General features: G+C 39.1%; 17 protein-coding genes. 2 read left to right on the forward strand and 15 right to left on the reverse strand.

Going from position 1 to position 18,276, the window contains the following annotated elements; genetic code table 11:
• Positions 1-6: 6 nt before the first annotated feature.
• Positions 7-1,173 carry a diphosphate--fructose-6-phosphate 1-phosphotransferase gene (locus RIN81_RS08115; RefSeq protein ID WP_309089397.1) on the reverse strand — a complete coding sequence of 389 codons (1,167 nt, stop codon included), beginning with the start codon at positions 1,171-1,173 and terminating at the stop codon, positions 7-9.
• Positions 1,174-1,180: 7 nt separating this feature from the next.
• A complete protein-coding gene (locus tag RIN81_RS08120; RefSeq protein ID WP_309089133.1) occupies positions 1,181-1,969 on the reverse strand; it encodes a DeoR/GlpR family DNA-binding transcription regulator in 789 nt (262 codons plus the stop codon).
• A 196-nt stretch (positions 1,970-2,165) separates the two neighbouring features.
• Between RIN81_RS08120 and tkt the strand changes: the two genes are divergently transcribed.
• Positions 2,166-4,178: a transketolase gene (gene tkt / locus RIN81_RS08125; RefSeq protein ID WP_309089135.1), complete on the forward strand. Its 2,013-nt coding sequence runs from the start codon at positions 2,166-2,168 to the stop codon at positions 4,176-4,178.
• The gene (fba, locus tag RIN81_RS08130; RefSeq protein ID WP_309089137.1) at positions 4,175-5,029 is read left to right on the forward strand and encodes a class II fructose-1,6-bisphosphate aldolase; all 855 of its coding nucleotides are present in this window, start codon (positions 4,175-4,177) and stop codon (positions 5,027-5,029) included. The genes tkt and fba overlap by 4 nt, the downstream gene beginning before the upstream one ends.
• 127 nt (positions 5,030-5,156) lie before the next feature.
• Here the strand turns inward: fba and RIN81_RS08135 are convergent, their stop codons facing one another.
• The 13 genes from RIN81_RS08135 to galU form a co-directional block, all read right to left on the reverse strand.
• Positions 5,157-6,068, reverse strand: a complete 912-nt coding sequence (locus RIN81_RS08135; RefSeq protein ID WP_309089139.1) for an SGNH/GDSL hydrolase family protein — start codon at positions 6,066-6,068, stop codon at positions 5,157-5,159.
• An 18-nt stretch (positions 6,069-6,086) separates the two neighbouring features.
• Positions 6,087-6,638 carry a hypothetical protein gene (locus tag RIN81_RS08140; RefSeq protein ID WP_309089141.1) on the reverse strand — a complete coding sequence of 184 codons (552 nt, stop codon included), beginning with the start codon at positions 6,636-6,638 and terminating at the stop codon, positions 6,087-6,089.
• 11 nt (positions 6,639-6,649) lie between these two features.
• A complete protein-coding gene (locus RIN81_RS08145) occupies positions 6,650-7,207 on the reverse strand; it encodes a YdcF family protein (protein WP_309089143.1) in 558 nt (185 codons plus the stop codon).
• 514 nt (positions 7,208-7,721) lie between these two features.
• On the reverse strand, positions 7,722-8,111 hold the full coding sequence (gene gloA2, locus RIN81_RS08150; RefSeq protein ID WP_309089145.1) for an SMU1112c/YaeR family gloxylase I-like metalloprotein: 390 nt from the start codon (positions 8,109-8,111) through the stop codon (positions 7,722-7,724).
• 13 nt (positions 8,112-8,124) lie between these two features.
• Entirely contained in the window at positions 8,125-8,541 is a 417-nt protein-coding gene (locus tag RIN81_RS08155; RefSeq protein WP_309089399.1) for a VanZ family protein, read from the reverse strand.
• 150 nt (positions 8,542-8,691) lie between these two features.
• Positions 8,692-10,068 (reverse strand): sugar phosphate nucleotidyltransferase, encoded by a 1,377-nt coding sequence (locus tag RIN81_RS08160; protein ID WP_309089147.1) that lies wholly within the window; start codon positions 10,066-10,068, stop codon positions 8,692-8,694.
• 5 nt (positions 10,069-10,073) lie between these two features.
• The gene (locus RIN81_RS08165) at positions 10,074-11,546 is read right to left on the reverse strand and encodes a lipopolysaccharide biosynthesis protein (RefSeq protein ID WP_309089149.1); all 1,473 of its coding nucleotides are present in this window, start codon (positions 11,544-11,546) and stop codon (positions 10,074-10,076) included.
• A gap of 18 nt (positions 11,547-11,564) precedes the next feature.
• Positions 11,565-12,698, reverse strand: coding sequence for a glycosyltransferase (locus RIN81_RS08170; protein WP_309089151.1), 1,134 nt, complete (start codon positions 12,696-12,698; stop codon positions 11,565-11,567).
• Between the two features lie 161 nt (positions 12,699-12,859).
• The gene (locus RIN81_RS08175) at positions 12,860-13,963 is read right to left on the reverse strand and encodes a glycosyltransferase family 4 protein (protein WP_309089153.1); all 1,104 of its coding nucleotides are present in this window, start codon (positions 13,961-13,963) and stop codon (positions 12,860-12,862) included.
• Positions 13,960-15,228 (reverse strand): polysaccharide pyruvyl transferase family protein, encoded by a 1,269-nt coding sequence (locus tag RIN81_RS08180; protein ID WP_309089155.1) that lies wholly within the window; start codon positions 15,226-15,228, stop codon positions 13,960-13,962. Before RIN81_RS08180 ends, RIN81_RS08175 begins: the two co-directional genes overlap by 4 nt.
• The gene (locus RIN81_RS08185) at positions 15,209-16,555 is read right to left on the reverse strand and encodes an O-antigen polymerase (RefSeq protein ID WP_309089157.1); all 1,347 of its coding nucleotides are present in this window, start codon (positions 16,553-16,555) and stop codon (positions 15,209-15,211) included. The genes RIN81_RS08180 and RIN81_RS08185 overlap by 20 nt, the downstream gene beginning before the upstream one ends.
• 15 nt (positions 16,556-16,570) lie before the next feature.
• The gene (locus tag RIN81_RS08190) at positions 16,571-17,239 is read right to left on the reverse strand and encodes a sugar transferase (protein ID WP_309089159.1); all 669 of its coding nucleotides are present in this window, start codon (positions 17,237-17,239) and stop codon (positions 16,571-16,573) included.
• Positions 17,232-18,125 carry a UTP--glucose-1-phosphate uridylyltransferase GalU gene (galU, locus tag RIN81_RS08195; protein ID WP_309089161.1) on the reverse strand — a complete coding sequence of 298 codons (894 nt, stop codon included), beginning with the start codon at positions 18,123-18,125 and terminating at the stop codon, positions 17,232-17,234. The genes RIN81_RS08190 and galU overlap by 8 nt, the downstream gene beginning before the upstream one ends.
• Positions 18,126-18,276: the final 151 nt, after the last annotated feature.

Genomic DNA, 18,276 nt, shown 5'->3' on the forward strand with positions numbered 1-18,276 from the left:
TCAATGTTAAATTGATTTACGCAAAACAGTAAGCGGTTTCATAATATTGAAATCGATTAAAGGCCGTAAATAATTTTGAAAGGCTGGAGTAGCCATTTGAGCTTGATCATCCCAATAAGAAGAAGGAAGCGTTCGTTCTTTTCCGGCAATATCGTTCAATGGCACTGCTTCGACCGCGCAGCAATACGGGTCATCCTGCAGCCGCTTTAAGCCCATCATCACACCGGACGAACCGCCCAGTGCTGCGTCAACCGCTTTTTCTCCTAAAAGCTTCGCTTCCTGAAGATCTGTTTGGGAGGCCAGGCCAAAAGCGCTTCTATATAAGGAGCCGGGATTGGTCAGCCTTGTTTTATAGCCGAGCTTGCCAACAATTTCACTCGACAGCGTATGGGTGATGCCGCCGTTATAGCCTTTTCTTTTTTTATTGGCGGAAGACGCAGAGCGGATGCCGTCCACTTGAAAATGGTCGGGAACAATGACCATCAGCTTTTTGAACTTCCGGTAATGGCTTTCGATCTCCTGCAGAAATTGCTCGAGTGTTCGCGTTTTTTCCGGCAGATAAATCAGCTGGGGAAATTGGTCTGGCCTTTCTTTGCCAAAAGCACTCGCAGCCGCCAGCCAGCCTGAATTTCCTCCCATCACTTCAATCAATTCAATTTGATCATACGTGCCTAAAGAATCCATATCCGCTCCAATCCACTGAATCGACTGGATCAAAAACCTGGCGGCACTGCCGTAGCCGGGCGTGTGATCTGTGCCAAACAAATCGTTGTCGATGGTTTTCGGAATATGCACAAACACCATGTCTTTCCGGATCGATTGTGCGTAATCGTGAAGCGCATGAACCGTTCTGGACGATCCGTTTCCGCCTATGTAGCAGAAAATACGAATATCCCGTTCATCCATTTTGCGGATAATCCGTTCGATATCCTCTTCGAGTAATTCATATCTTGATCCGCCGAGAAGAGCTCCTGGCTGCTGGGCCGCTTTTTCCAGCGTACTCAGCTCACCGTCAAGCAGCACCATCCGGTCGTGCAGCAGGCCTTCCACTCCATTCAAGGAGCCGTATATATGACCGATTGTCGGATTTGCCACAGCAGCCGAAACAGCTCCATACAATGATTGATTAATAACCGCTGTCGGCCCGCCCGATTGTGCGATCAGCATGTTCATCACATCATCACCTCCTTTCAGCAATCATCACATTCACTCTTCGCCGTAATTGTTCAAGAATAGAAGATTCAATTCTGTCATCCGTAATAATAGTATGATGAGATTCCAGGTCTAGAACCTGAAATGAGGCAATCGCATTCATTTTTGAAGAATCCGCCAGCCAGTAGACCTCCCGTGCCGAGCGGGCAAGCATTCTCTTTACCTCTACTTCTAATAAATCGTGACACGTAAACCCTTTTTCCATCGACACCCCGGATACACCGATAAATACCTTATCCGCATACAAAGTGCTCAAGCTGTCTTTTAAAACGGAGCTGACAATCGTGGTCGTCCGTGAGCGAAAAATGCCGCCCATCAATACCTTTGTAATGTTTTCTTTTTCTTCAAGTGCCTCGGCAATATTCACGGCCGTTAAAAAAGCGGTGATTCTTTTTTGCGAATCAAGGCTTTGAGCAAGATGAAAGGTGGTCGATCCCGCATCTATGATAACGCTTTCATCATATTCAATTAAAGATGCGGCTTTTCGGGCAATTTGCTGCTTTTCAACCCTGTTTTTTTCGTATTGCTGCTGAAAACGATCGTTCAAATCCTTTGTTGAATAATCCGGCAGGTCTGCTTTCCATTCAGCTCCTCCCCTGATTCGAATCACGTTCTTGGACTGCTTCTCCAGAAACTCCACATCACGCCGGGCCGTTACATCGGAGATACCCAGCTCTTTTGCCAGCTGCGAAATGCTGACGGTTTTTTTGTCCTTGATGATTTCAAGCATCAGGTTGTGTCTTTGCTTTGTGATCATAGCTGCTCACCTACGATTTAATTTTCAGAATATTGATTCGTTTTTTACTTTTTTTTATTATAATTGATCATTTCTTGATTGTACATTTATTTTTTTGATCAAAATTTTATTGATTTTGAAAAAAAATGAGCATATTATGATAAAAAGAGTGGATTCCCAAAATTTATCACTCTCATTTTGCAGAGGAGGTTCTTTCATGTCTGACATTGAAAACTTGTCTGTGACCACACTTCGCATGCTTTCCATTGATGCTATAGAGAGGGCAAGCTCGGGCCATCCCGGTATGCCGATGGGCGCTGCCCCTATGGCTTACACACTTTGGAGCAGATTTTTAACCCAAAGCAGCCGGCACCCTGACTGGTGGAACCGGGACCGTTTCGTTCTCTCCGCCGGCCACGGATCAGCTCTTTTGTACAGCCTCCTTCATTTAAGCGGCTTTAATATCACGCTCGATGACTTAAAGCAGTTTCGAAAATGGGGAAGCAAAACGCCCGGCCATCCTGAATACGGACACACAGAAGGCGTCGAAGCCACAACCGGCCCGCTTGGACAAGGGTTTGCGATGGCTGTCGGCATGGCCGTTGCTGAACGCTACTTGTCTGCCGCGTACAACCGACCAAACTATAACATTGTTGACCACCGCACATATGTGATATGCGGCGATGGCGACTTAATGGAAGGTGTCAGCCAGGAAGCGGCTTCCTTAGCCGGCCACTTGAAATTAAATAAGCTTATCGTTCTTTTTGACTCCAATCAGGTATGTTTAGACGGCCCCACCTCTTTAACCTTCACCGAAGATACACGCAAAAAATTCGAAGCCTATGGCTGGAATGTTCTATCCGTAAAGGATGGCAACAGCTTCACGGAAATCGAACAAGCCATCCAGCACGCTCATCACAGCGACCGCCCAACTCTTATTATCGTAAATACCATTATCGGATATGGCAGCCCGTCCAAAGCAGGCCGTTCGGACGTCCACGGCTCCCCGCTCGGCGCAGCCGAAAGGGAGCGCGTCAAAGAAGCGTACAACTGGCCGCATCCTCCCTTCCACGTTCCTGAAGAAGTGCAGCAGCATTTTCAAGAGATCGCCTCTTCCAAAGAAAAAGAGTATGTAAAGTGGTTTCAAAAATGGAAGCGTTATCAAATCAACTACCCTGACCTTTCCGCCCAATTCATAAAAGCGATGGAAGATGCTTCTCTCCAGACAGAAGATCTCAATATCCCTTCCTACAAAGAAGGACAGCTTCTCGCAACAAGGCAGGCCTCTGAAGATATACTGAATGCCTTTGCCGCACACACCAATCTTCTTATCGGCGGTGCGGCAGATCTTGCTTCCTCCAACAAAACCAATCTGCACGAAAAAGGCATCTTCAGCGCTGAAAACCCGGCAGGCGCTAATCTTTATTACGGTGTCAGAGAATTCGCAATGGCGGCGATCATGAACGGCATTTCCCTGCATGGCGGCCTCCGCACCTTTGGCGGTACGTTTCTCGCTTTTTCTGATTACATGCGGCCCGCGATTCGGCTGTCTGCCCTGATGAAGCAGCCGGTCCTCTATGTGTTCACCCATGACAGCATTGCCTACGGAGAAGACGGGCCGACACACCAGCCGATCGAACATATTCCGTCCCTGCGCTTGATTCCGGGTCTTATTGTGATGCGGCCGGCGGATGCGAAAGAAACAGCCGCTGCGTACCAGTTCGCCTTCGAGCAAACTTCCCTGCCTGTAGTCATGATCTTAACCCGGCAGGATGTTCCGGTGCTGCCGCATTCATCGGCAGAGCTTGAAACGATTTCGAAAGGGGCGTACACCTATTACCAGTCACCTTCACTGGACGATGCCGTCCTGTTCATCGCAACCGGCTCCGAGGTTTATCTCGCCGATCAGGTTCGCACAAAGCTCGAAGCACAGGGCATCAACGTGATGATTGTCAGCATGCCGTCCAGAGAGCTGTTCGAGCAGCAGCCGCTCGATTATCAACGGGCGATTCTGCCGCCTTCTATCCGGAAAAGAGTCGTGCTGGAAATGGCACATCCAAGCGGATGGGAAAAGTATGCCGGAGAGCATGGAATGATCATCGGCATCGAGCGGTTTGGCGCATCCGCGCCGGGAGAAAAAATGATGGAGCAGTTTGGCTTTACGCCGGAAGCCGTCACGGCGAAAGTCCTGGATTACGTGAAAAAAATAAGATTGGGGGCGGTTCAATGAGTCTGGTGCCGATCACAGACATGTTACAGGATGCGAAGAAAAACCATTATGCCATCGGACACTTTAACATGATCAATATGGAGTTCGCCCAGGCGATTTGTGAAGCCGCAAACGAAGAACAAGCGCCGGTTATTTTAGGCGTCGGGGAAGCGACCATTAAATATATGGGCATGGACTATGTGATCAGCATCGCCCGGTGTGCAGCCAAAAGAAGCCGTGTACCCGTCGCGCTCCACCTCGATCACGGCAGTTCTTTTCCCGTGATTGTACAGTGCATCCGGGCCGGTTTTTCATCGGTAATGATTGACGGCTCCCACTACCCTTTTGAACAAAACGTGGAACTCACCAAGAAAGTAGTCGAGCTGGCGCACGCGGCCGGTGTTTCGGTCGAAGGAGAGCTCGGCAGCATTGCCGGAACGGAGGACGATGTGACCGTTGAGGAAAAAGATGCACAGCTGCCAACCGTCGAAGAAGCCGTTTCATTCTGGGAACAAACAAAAGTCAATGCGCTTGCCGTCGCCGTCGGTACCGCCCACGGCCTATATCGAGCAGAACCGAACGTGCGCTGTGACCGCATTGCCGACATCTCTTCCCGCGTGGACGCCCCACTCGTCCTTCACGGCGGGTCCGGCGTTAAGGAAGACATTATCCAGCAGGCCATCTCAGCCGGCGCCGCCAAAATTAACGTTAATACCGAAAACCAGGTCGCTTTTGCCGAAAGCACCCGGACCGTTCTCGACCATAAGCCAGTCATTGCGGATGCACGTGATTTTCTCCGCGAAGGACGGGACGCCATTAAAGAAACTGTCCGTGCTAAGATCCGGCTGTTCGGCTCCAACAATCGGGTTTAATACCGCTTATTGAAAAAAGCTGGCACAAAAGCAGGTTTTACCCCGCTTTTGTGCCAGCTTGATCATAGATCTTACCAAACATTCAGAAACAAGGATGTAAAGATCGTCAACTGCATAGGCCTTCTTTCTATTTTGATAGATAGTCCAAAAGCTCTTTAGTCCAAATCAAATGCCCGTCATCCGTCAGATCAGTTCCTTCTTTTAAAAAACTCGACCGCTTTATATGTTCTTTTTCCAGGCGATCATTTATTTCACGATGGATATTCACGTAAGCCCATTCCTTCTTTTTCGCAAGCTCCGTAAGTTCTCCCGTATAATCGTTATAAGTATAGCCTATATTATTTTCTGTTCTTTCCTCTGAAACAATCGATATAGGATTAGAGGATGTTAAAAGGATTTTAGCTCCAGGTACATTTTTTTGTATAGACTGCACAATTGCCTCTACGTCCTTTTTTGTTTCGTCCATCGGTACATGCTGGTCATAATTATGGAAAAGGGCGGCTTCAAAAATCACCAGGTCTGGTTTGTCACCGATGACGTTTTTTACTTTTGTCTCTTTTACCAGACGGGCAGTGGAGTATTCAGGAAACCCATGAGTATGTATGCGTACGTTTTGAAACTCCTTCCCTAAAGAATGAAGCTGTGCTTCAAAACGCTTTCCCCAGGCGTATTTTGGATCACTGGCTCCGATACCGGCGGTTGCACTGCCTCCAAGTACCGAGATAGTCACCTGGTCCTGTGTTAAAGATTTGTAATGAAGATAATCAGCAAGATTTTGATCCGGGTTTAATGCCGGATCTAACGAGTTGATGAAAGCTTTTTGCTCCGCTTTTTGTTTGTAAGCCGCATAAGCTGCCTCACCTTGTACTTCAATTTTGTTGTCATAGTGCCACTTGCCTGCAAATAAAACAGAAATAGCTAAAACAAGCACCAGGGTAAATAGAACGTTTTTTGGCATATGATCCTCCTTCCCAATATTGGATGATACTACCATTATAAATTCTATCTTCCCTGATCGTAAGCTTAATTCGTTCGACAAATTCCGTTTATTGACTTTCTATTTCAGTGCTGCTTCAATTGCTGCAACCTCTTCCGCACTAAAACGGGAATACGCAATTTGCAGAGCCATTTGCTGCTGTTCCGCCGTCAACCCGTTTGCTGACACCTTATTATAAAGGGCAATTTCTTCTTTGGAAAAGCGGCTGAATACAAACTGCATCGCTTCCTCCTGGGAACTAAAGTGCAGACCGTCCGTCCCCGAATCGGTTGAACCCGTTTCCGCTTTCGGAGCTGGCGCTTGTTCCGAAGATGCATCCGCTTCCGCCTTTTCTGCCTCTTTTAACAGCTCATTTGCTTCAGCCGGGATTTCGGTTACTTGCGGGGCTGCTGGTTCTACCACTGTTTCTTCAGTCGGTTCTACTGTTGGCTGTTCTTTGCTTTCAACCTCTTTCTCGGCCACATGCTCTTTGACAGAGTCAATTTGTTCAGCAACGGGTTTGTTCTTTTCAGCAGATTGCTGCGCTCGCTCCTGTTCTTCTTTACCTAATAACCACATAATGGCAGCTGATATAACAAGTAATACTGCTGCTATTCCTATCCATTTCTTCATACTTCTCACTCCTACAAATCAATAAATTTATAAAGCATTAGCACGTACGCGGGCAACTTGATATATTCTTTAGCCGTACACAAAATGTTATTATAATCCCGATACCATGCCTGATTATTTCGCAATGAGGAAACATAGGTTAGCTCGATGCCACTATAGCGGTACACATGGTCAAATACAAGCTTAACCCTTCTCATGTGATAGTCTGACGAAATGACGATCGCAGAATCCAAATCGTTTTCCACCATTTTTTCTTTTGTATAAACGGCATTTGTATAAGTACTGGTCGCCTCTTCTTCTAATAGAAGGTCTTTCATTGGCACACCAAGTGCCGCTGCTTCCTCCGGCGTCATTCCCTCTTCACTAGAATTAGATAGCATGACCTTGCCCGCGTAGCCTTTATGGTAAAAATCCGCTGCTTTAATAAGCCGTCCCTTATCTCCGCTAAGCACGATAATTGCTTCTGCTTCCTTTGGCTCTTCATGTATGACAAGAAATGATCGTGCCAGTGGAAACAAAAATAGGAAAACAATCCCTATATAAAAGACCCGCTTGATGATATTCCGCATGAGCCCCTGCCTTTCTTTCTTCCTGGAATTTTCTTTACCGTCTTATCAAACAGAAAAACAGAGCTGCTTATGCATGCTCTGTTTCAGATTCATTTATTTAGTCTTCATTACGAAGAGTAAAAGAAGCGCTTTTCTTATAAAAAAATTCCAAACATTTTTAGCCATCCAAAGAAGGAAATCCATAGTGGAATACTAAGTCCAATACCCCATCGCAAGCCATTGAACAAGTCAGGTTCATTGTAATAGCGATTCATAGGATACAACCCCCCTCAAAAAATGAAAGCGTTTTCCTAATTATACCCTATTTCACTTCAATGTCCATCTTTATTTCTACATGAACTTACGAAGAAACTATAGCCAACCGAAGAAAGACAGCCATAGCGGTATACTTAGTAGAACACCCCACCAGAGGCCCTTCAAAACAGATCCTTCTCGTTGCTGATGATTCATTTTTATCACCTCTCTGGATATCCTTGTATTAGTATATCCAGAAAGGATGAAAATTAAATGAAAGTCAGCTCCTCTCGTACAATTCAAGTGGAAGTCCGTCTGGATCTTGAAAGAATGTAAACCTTCTGCCTGTTCCTTCATCTATCCGGATCGGCTCCACCGTAATTCCCTTCTCTTCCAGCTCACGAACCGATCCCTCAATGTCTTCTACCTCAAACGCTAAATGGCGCAGCCCCTGTGCTTCTGGATAACTAGGCCGTGACGGCGCACCTGGAAAAGAGAATAATTCAATTTGATCAATTTCTCCCACCCGCAGATCTAACTTAAAGGAATCTCGTTCCTCTCTGTATGTTTCTGCAATTACATCGAAGCCCAGAATTTCGGTATAAAACTTTTTTGATCGTTTATAATCTGAGCAAATAATGGCCGCATGGTGAATTTTATTGATGTTCATAAAGCTCATTCCTTTACTTATGTAGAGAAGTATTTTCTTTTTTTGAATCTTTATTTACAAAGAAGAAAGAAACAGCACACCCAAGCAAGGACCCAAGAGTATTCAGCAGCACATCATCAATATCAGTCCATCGGTTGGGCATAAGCAGTTGGATCAATTCTATTCCAACAGAAAAAGCAGCACCGGCTGCACCCGCTTTGATTAGACGCTCTCTTGTAAAGATCAGGCCGAGTACCAGACCATAAGGTACGAACAAAGCGACATTTCCGACTGTATTTAAATAAGAGCCGCTTGATAGCTCTGCTTGAATAGAATGAAGTAATTTAAGATTTACTCCGCCTGGCTGAGTACCAATCTTTAAAAATGTATGGCTCAGCATTGTAAAATACAGAATGAATAAGACTGATCCAATGAATGCTGCTCTTTTGATAAATACCTCTCCTTACCGTCATTCTTCTAATTAAAAATCCTCTAACAGGTATGTTTTCTTTATATCTTAACTTTTTTAACAGATCATAATACCTAGTTTTAAAGTTTTAAGTACTCTAAAATAACCGGACGCACTAAGCGCCCGGCTTTTTTATTTTTTTGCTGCTTCACAATGATGTTCGACTTCTTCCCATGTCATAAAAATACGAACGATATCTTCTTCTACTAAATCTGTCCCTGTCTGCACTTCTACAAACTCTAAATCTGTCAAAGCTTTAATGCCGTGTTTATCGCCTACCGTAATTTGCAGCACATCACCTGGTTTCACTGAACGAATTTCATCGTTTAACGCAAATTCGCCTTCCCCTTTGATGATCGTCCATACTTCACTTCGGTAAGAATGTTTTTGATAGCTTAAATTTTTCCCAGCTGTAACACCAATACGTTTTGTCAGCACTTCCTGACCGCCCTCAAATTTCACATGGTCCAGCACACGATACCATCCCCAGCGCCGCTCTTCATACATAGGACGGTTATCAAAGCCACCAACAAGCTCTTTAATTTTCGGGCTCTTCTCTTTGTCTGCTACTAGAATACCGTCAGGACTAACAGCCACAACAGCATTTGACACGCCTAGTACTGTAACCGGAATATCCAATTCATTAATTAAGTGTGTGTTGCTAGACTCCGCGCAGACAACACCTTTTCCAATTTGTTCAGCGGCCATTTCTTCTGTAAGTGTATTCCATGTACCAAGATCTTTCCAATAGCCGTCATATGGAATCATGACAATGTTGTCTGTTTTCTCCACTACTTCATAATCAAAGCTGATTTTTGGCAAGTTTGCGTATTCCTCTAATAAAAGATCATATTCAATTGGAAGACCGTTTTCTTTTAAAATGGAGATTAAATACCCTAGTTTAAAAGCAAAGACACCACAGTTCCAGAGTGCCCCTTCTTCAATAAGCTGTGACGCCGTTTCTTCATTTGGCTTTTCAGTAAACCGGCTCACTGGGCGGTAATCTGTTTCTACTGCATCGCTGCTTGGCACAATATAGCCATATTTGGACGAAGGAAAGGTGGGTTCTACGCCCATTAGTGCAAGGTCCGCATCACTCTCCTGAAGTGCTGTTCCTAAATCTTTTACCCGATTAAAGAACCGGTCCTCTACATAGGGATCAACCGGTAAAATGGCGACAACTTCGCTTAAATCTGTATTTTCTACGGTATACAAAAAAGAAGCCGCTAATGCGATCGCAGGAAACGTATCACGGCGGCTTGGCTCAATAATTAAAGGAACTTGGTAACCTAACTGACTATGAATCATATCAACTTGAGACTTGCTTGTTGCAATAACGGCAGACTCGCTTAATCCAACAGAAGTCAACTGACCCCAAACACGCTGAACCATTGATTCTAAATTTTTGTCTTTGCTTTCTAAAACTTTTAAAAATTGTTTTGAACGCGCATCGTTAGAAAGAGGCCAAAGACGCGTCCCAGATCCTCCTGATAACAAAACAAGCTTCATTCTCATCACCCTACTCTTTCTCTCAATTTTTTCTTTTCTTCCTTATCCAATACAATTAAATACACTAGTATCAAAAATAAAAATACAAATTCGATTAAGAAACAAAGCATCTTAACACTGAGTTCCATATTTAAAGAATTCAGATAAAATCCAATTAAAAAATTAAAAAATGAAATTAGTACCAAATAAAAATATTTAACAGAGAATGGGTGAATACTTATACTTATCCAACTCCATACCATTAACACTAATCTAAAAATAAAAGTTCCAAATAAAATTGAGATTGCTGCTCCTACAGTTCCATATTGTTCAATAAAAAATAAGCTTAATAATATTACTGAACCAGATTGTAATATTGAAGCTACCAATATTATTCTAGTTTTTCCTGCCACCATTAATAGATAATCTATAGATCCAAATATGGTATTTATTATTTGATTAAGACAGAGTAATTGAAAAAGAAAAACTGTAGTCTTAAACTCTTCGCCGAATATACTCATTATTTCGTACGAAAAGGTAATAGCAATCAAACAGAGTAGACTGGCAATTATAATTATCCAATTTGTATTTTTTTTGTAAGTATAATTTAGTTTCTCTTTCATATTGTCATTATATAGATTTGAGAATATTGGTGTATAAACTACCTCAATAGATCTTAAAGCAAAAGCAATTAATGTTGCTGTTTGAAAGGCTACTCTAAAAAAACCAATGTCTGAATTACTTTGATATATACCAATTATGTAAACAAGAATAAAAGGAGATAGTTGGTTAAGCAGTTGAATATTCATAAACTTAAAACAGTCTTTAAAATAGGCCTTTTCAACTTTTAATTGTAATTTTACTTTTTCATTTTTATTTCTAGAAACAACTGCTGTTAGGAAAGCTATTAAATAACTAAATACGTATGATCCTAAAACTAAATTTATATTTGTGAAACCTAAATAATACATACCAACTAAACAACAAAAAAATAGGACAGGTCTTACTATATATTCAGGTACAGTAGCATATATATACTTAAAATTAGTTTGATTTATGACTCTATAAAAAACGACCATGGATTGTATGGGAATAGAAAATAAAGCTAAAGCTATGAATAGATTATTATATTTTCCTTCAAAGGAAATAAAAATCGTATTCTCTAGGAGTATTATCAGCAAAATAACTACAGATGAAGCAACTAAAATAATAGACCCCATGGTAGTAATAAATATTCTGTATACATTGTGTCCTTGACTTTGTTTTTTGGGAATCATATATATTAGAGTCTGTTCAACTCCAAAATTAGCGATAATATATGCAATAGTTAAAAATGCTATAATAAAGCTGTATAAACCAAATTGCTCAATATCTAATATTTTTGCAATAATAATTAGGTTAATATAACCTAAAAAAGCGCTACATAATCTTCCTGCAAAAGCAAAAGAAGCTCCTTGAAAAATTCTTTTGCTAGTTGGTAATTTTGTTTTATACTCCATTCTAAAATCTCATTTCAATTATTTATTGTTTACCTTATTATACTGTTCTGCCAAAAGAAGTACGTTTTTCTCCATAAGATATTCTTCATTCACCTTACATTTTGCTTTATAAGACAGCTTTCTATACAGTTCTTTATCATTAATTAAATTTTCTATATAATTTACAAAATCAGAAACACTTTTTCCAATGTATCCATTTTCTCCGTGAATTATTGGATCGATATTACCGGGAGCATTGTTTACAATGACGGGCTTTCTAAGGTACATCGCTTCCAGTATAGTCAACGGTAGCCCTTCCCATAATGATGTTTGAATATAAATCGTTCCTTCTTGCTTTAGTCTTTTAATTGCCTTTTCATATGGCAGCCACCCTAAAATCTCCACATATCCATTTAATTGCTTTTCTTTAATAAAATTCTCCACAAATCCCCTTAATTCCCCATCACCAATCCAAAGGAACTTTACTCGTAATCCTTTTTCTTTACAAGCTAGCGCTATGTCCAAAAACAATTTTGGGTTTTTTTGATTTGAAAGCCTACCTAGAGATACAATGACGGGAGTGGAATAGTCAGCGTTATTGATGCTTTCAGTAATTTTGTCTATTAGCTTACTGTTTATCCCTGTAGAAACTAGTACAGTTTTTTCAGTTAACTGTAATGAATATTTATATTCAGACATAGAAATTGGTAAAGTGATAGTCTCTTTATCAAGTTTCGCTAAAACTTTTTCTAAATATAGAAAAAGTTTATTTACAACTAAATTATTATCCATTTTCAAAAAGGAGTATCCATGTGGTGTATAAAATGTATGAATTTTTTCATGTTTTTTAGAAAGAGCATTTATTATTCTACCTATAGCCCCTGAAAAAGTTGAATGATAATGTACGATATCAGGTTGGAAGTTGTTTATACAATTTTTGTAATAATTGTATAACTTAAAGTAATCTTTAGGGTTCTTTCTTCGAAACTTAACCATATTTAGTTCCACATTTTCACCAAATTTATTTCTTAATAATTCAAGGGGTGGTGTTTGTTCTTTTGGACTATAAATAATACTTATTTGATTTTTTTCCTTGTCAAATTCATCACATATATTATTTAAATAAGTAAGAACACCTCCAGCAAGACATTCTGTAATTATTAAGATCTTCAATATATAAACTCCTTTTTATACTTTTAATTTATTAACTAGTAAATATTGATTTTTCTAATGTTAACAGCATCAAAAAATAGTTTTTAATTATTTTTATTATAAATTTAGTATTATCGCCTTCATATTGAAAAAGCTTAATCATTTGTTTTGGTATTTTCGAATTATTCTCCTATATGATTAGATATTAATGCTAAAGACTTCTCAATAAACTTTTTCTTACTATATTTTTCTGAATTAATTCTCGCTTTTTGAGACATCTCATTTCTTAAACTTGTATTCAAAATTAATTCTTTGAGAGCATCTTTTAACTTTTCAATATTATTAGGCTCAACTAAGATTCCTGAGTCTACCGAAACTGTATCTAAACCTTCAATTTCATAACCAACTACTGGAGTGCCGCTAGCGTTGGCTTCAATGTATGTAATTCCAAAACCTTCTCTAGTTGATGGACTAGAAAATATCCAAGCATATTGATACAGCTCTCTTTTCTGTTCTTCAGAAATAAATCCAAGATATTTAATTTTATCGTCCCTACAAATTGTATCCAATTCATCTTTGTATTTAGTAGGCCCTGCTATTATCAGCTCAAGTTCTTCAATCTCACCTTTTAACATTGAGTAAGCCTCTACTAAATGATCTAATTTCTTTACTCCATTTTTCCCATCGTATCTCCCAATATAAAGGATAGATGGATGCATGGACTTCTTACCTTCGACAAAGTATTCATTGTCAATCCCGGGGGATATTATTTTTATGTTGCTTTCTACAATACCTAGTCTCTTTAATTCATTTTTGGTTAACTGACTAACTGTTACAATATTTCTTTTCTTGTAAAATAAGGGAATGGCTATTTCTTCAAAGAAATAGCCCAGCATAGCAGTAGGTAGATTGTGGCTTTTAAAATACTCTTTACCTGTTAAATGGTGTATTATAGTAATGTTTTTTTCTTTCTTGGAAAACAAAGGAGAAAATACAGGAAAAGAAACCATATTCTCTACTAATAAATCCGTTGATTTTTTATAGTTTTTAGTATAAAACTTCCAAATGGAACCTACTTTTGATCCTTTGCTGCTTATTCTCTTAACATTTATTCCATCGACAACTTCTTCCACTGGTAAATCAAAATTACTTTCTGAAGCACATATTAATGTTACTTTATGACCCTTTTGTACCCACGGCTTCGCTAAATCTTTAATGTATTCCCTAGCTCCACCTTTTAAATCAGAATTTGTTGGCCCTCTTAGAGAAACAATGGTTATGTTCATACAATTCCTCTTCTTAAAAAAGTTGATTTCTTTTCGATTTGTTGTTGAACTTTAGGTATCTCAGTTTCCAAATGCTTTTTTATAGAGTCTTTATTTTCAAAACAAGTACTAACTAAAGAATTAATTTTCATGGGCGTTATTTCTTCAATATTGACAGTATATTTACTTAGACCTAACATATCCATAATTCCATTGGTTTTTGCTTCATAAGCAATGGCTACTGTTGGAATATGAGCTCCCGTTGCAAAAATATTAGAATGCATTCTTGTTCCTACAAACATATCAAATTTGCTAATTAATCCTTTGATCTCTTGTGGAGATAAATCATCTTCAAGGATTATAAAATCGTCTTTACATTTTGCAGATAAACTGTTTTTTATTTCTCGAGCGATAATTCGATCGTCGTCCCCTGTAAAAATAACTTGTGGGATAAATACAAAGCTTGCTTTTAGTTCTGCTGATTTTTCTTCAATTAAGCTTATAATTGAATTTTTATAATTATTTAATGCATCTTTTTTATTTGAACTTTTTGGAAAATGCCAATCCCTTACTGTTAAACCTATTAAGGTTTTATTATGAGGTAAAGACTTATATAAATCTTCAACTTTCGCATTAATTTCACTTGGAACCATGAAAGCAAGATCAGGAGTAAAAGTGTAATTCTTTGAGCTTAAAAAGCCACTTAAATATTTATAAGTGATTTCCTCACGAGGATAAACATGATCTATCTTATTTATTACGGTTTCAGTAATTCTCTTTAACACTTTGTTAGTGGGCGGTTCAATTGATGTTCCCCAAAGAAAAATTGGCTTACCCAACTGTGCTGCAATGTTAATTTGATGTAAGTGCATCAAACTATTGAATTTTTTCCCGCCTAAAAACCCGCCTCCGCAAACAATGATAATATCACTTTCAAACATTTTTTTTATTTGTGGATATTTCTTTGCTGCTGTCTTTTTTGATACTTTAAATGTAATATTCTGTATAATTGAGTTATATGCTAATTTAGCTATAGCCTTGGATTTACCCGCCTTTGTTTTACTAAAAGGATATGGATTTAGTAAATTACTTTGAACTTCACTCACATTTTTTATTTCTTTATAGTGGACTTCATCACTTTCTGGAGTGAATGAAAAAATATCAATCTTTAAATCTTTAATTCCCTCTTTCTCATAAAAATTATTTATTTGGTTTAAAGTACCGATTAGAATTCCGGCATCCCCTTTATTGTACCAAGTATAAGCGTCAATAATTGTGACCTTCACTCTGACTACCTCTTTCAAAAAGTATTTGTTTAGGTTCTTTTATGTTTGCTTTCAGATTATAAGCCAAATAAGCTAAGAAAATAATAAAACATGTTACATATACATAGTAAAAACCAGCACTTATCATTAAGTTGCTAGCTAACTCAGCCATAAAAAAAGTTGAAAATATTTTTATTCTTTTCAACCTTATATCTTCTTTGCTTTTCAAAATGCTGTTTGCAAACCTACTTATTCGTCCTATAATAAATCCATAAATTAGCGAAAAGGATATTACTCCCAGAACACCAAAGTTAAAGTAGGCTTCTCCAAATATAACAGGCCTCAACCCTGGATGAATTGAACTATCGAGCCCAACTTGAGAAGTAGTAAAAACACCTAAACTCCATTGACTTCGAAACGGGAAAATACTACTTGGAATAAAACTTAATAATCCTGAAATTTGTGTTTTTCCAAACAATAGTTCTCCGTCCCACCCAGCCATGATCCATGCAGTATCTCGGAAATCTGAAAATGTATTTCCAAAAAATATTTTTTCATATAAACCAGATAATGTTACAAGTATATTCATTTGTCCTGTTCTAATATCAGACAAATACATTAAAAAAACTATAAAGAAACTTCCAGTTAGAACAGAAGTTAAAAGTATATCTTTACTTTTTTGTCTTAAAAATAAAATTGTTAAAACTACAAAAATAACTCCCGAAAAAACAGTAGTTCTAGAACCAGTAGACAGACCTATAGAGAGTAAAGTAATTAATAAAACCCATAATAATATTTTTCTTTTATCATTTATAAGATTTATTAATGTCAATCCTAAAGCTAATGGCAAAATTGATGTTAGAAGGTTATAGATAGGGCGAATAGAGGTATTTTGCATCGCAAAAGTACGTATACCTTTTTCTCCAAACATACTCCCATTACTTAGCAAAAATAAAAATAATGTTACAACCAATGTACCAATTAAAATTAGACCATTTGACTTGGACAATGTTAAAAAAGATGAAGCAATATTATTTTGTAATTTGTAAACAGGCTTACTACTTGAATTAGACAGGATGACCCCTAAAAAGAAAAAGATTATACCTAAAATAGAAATAAAAAGAACTGTATTTAGATGCGGAAGATAATTGTAATACCACATTCCTGTCGACACAATATTCTTTTTCGAAAAGGCAAACGGGTACATCATTAACAAAGGAATAATCATTTGCATTACAACAGTATAGGACAATATACTAATAAGACTTTTTTTAAAATACTTTCTTACAAACCAAATGGTTATATAAAAAACAATTATGCACCATAGCAAATAACATAAAAATTCCATTAATTCACTCCAATTTTAGTAAGATCCTTTTGGAAAGAAAACAATTCTAACTGTTTTTAATATTATTTTTATATCTTCTAAAACAGAATTTTTTTGAATATATATTAAATCTAACTCTACCATTTCTTCAAATCCTAAACTATTTCTTCCACTCACCTGCCATAAACCTGTACATCCAGGAATAACTGTTAAACGTTGCTTATCATAGTCCGTATATTGTGCTACTTCTCTTGGCAATGGTGGACGTGGTCCTACTAAACTCATATCGCCCTTTAGCACATTCCAAAGTTGCGGTAGTTCATCTAAGCTAGTTTTCCGGATAAACCGTCCTACCCTTGTTATGCGAGGATCATTTTTCATTTTAAACATAGCACCGGATACTTCATTTTTTGAAAGCAAAGATTCTAATAATTCTTCTGCATTAAATACCATAGACCGAAACTTATACATATAAAATTCCCGGCCGCCTTTCCCGACCCGCTTCTGTTTAAAAAAAATAGATCCTTTTGGGTCTTCCAACTTAATAAGCAGCGCAATGAATAAAAAAACGAGTGATAGAAAGAGAATTCCAAGTCCAGCGCCAGTTACATCCATTACTCGTTTCATGACGATATATGTTTTATTCTCTTGTGAATACGAGACAGCATGGGCTTCAACTTTTGTTGAGGACTTTAAATTATCCAATCGTCTCCCTGCCTTTCATTAATTCTACTTTTTCGAATAAATACGCTACGAGTTCTTCGTTAATATCGTCATCCTGCAGCGCAAACTCAAGTGTTGTTTTAACAAAGCCCAGCTTTTCGCCGACATCATAGCGGCTGCCCTGAAATTCATACGCGAACACACGCTGAATTTCGTTTAACGCTTGAATGGCGTCTGTTAGCTGAATTTCGCCGCCCGCTCCTGTTTGCTGCTTGTCCAGGAACATAAAAATTTCCGGACGCAAAATGTAACGACCCATAATCGCCAGGTTGGATGGCTGTGTGCCCGGCGCTGGCTTTTCCACAAAGTTGCTTACCTGGTAACGCAAGCCCTGCTTTGATTCCGGATCTACAATGCCATAGCGGTATGCTTCATACTCCGGCACCTGCTGAACGCCAATAATTGATGAATGTGTTTCTTCATATTGTTCAATTAATTGACGCAGGCATGGTGTATCACTTTGGACAATATCGTCGCCTAGCAGTACCGCAAATGGCTCGTCGCCAATAAAGTTGCGTGCACACCAAACTGCATGTCCAAGTCCTTTCGGTTCTTTTTGACGGATGTAATGAATGTCTGCCAAGTTAGAAGAATGGCGTACTTTTTGCAATAAATCAACTTTCCCTTTTTCCTCTAAGTTACGCTCCAATTCAGGTGAACCGTCGAAATGGTCTTCAATGGCCCGTTTTCCTTTACCCGTTACAATGATAATATCCTCAATACCCGATGCGATTGCTTCTTCCACTATGTACTGGATCGTTGGCTTATCCACAATCGGAAGCATCTCTTTCGGCAGTGCTTTCGTTGCAGGGAGAAAGCGTGTCCCGAGTCCCGCTGCAGGTATAATGGCCTTTCTTACTTTCTTCATCAATCAATTCCTCCCCCTTTAATGTTAAATAGCGAATGGAAACACACAGGAAGTGTATGTGCTTTCATTCGCTATTTATCTTTTTTTGTATGAAAATTCGGGCATTTAACCCGCCCTCACACCACGCGCTTGACGACTGGCGTCTAAGCGT

The organism is Domibacillus sp. (assembly GCF_031181085.1).
GTDB lineage: Bacteria > Bacillota > Bacilli > Bacillales > Domibacillaceae > Domibacillus.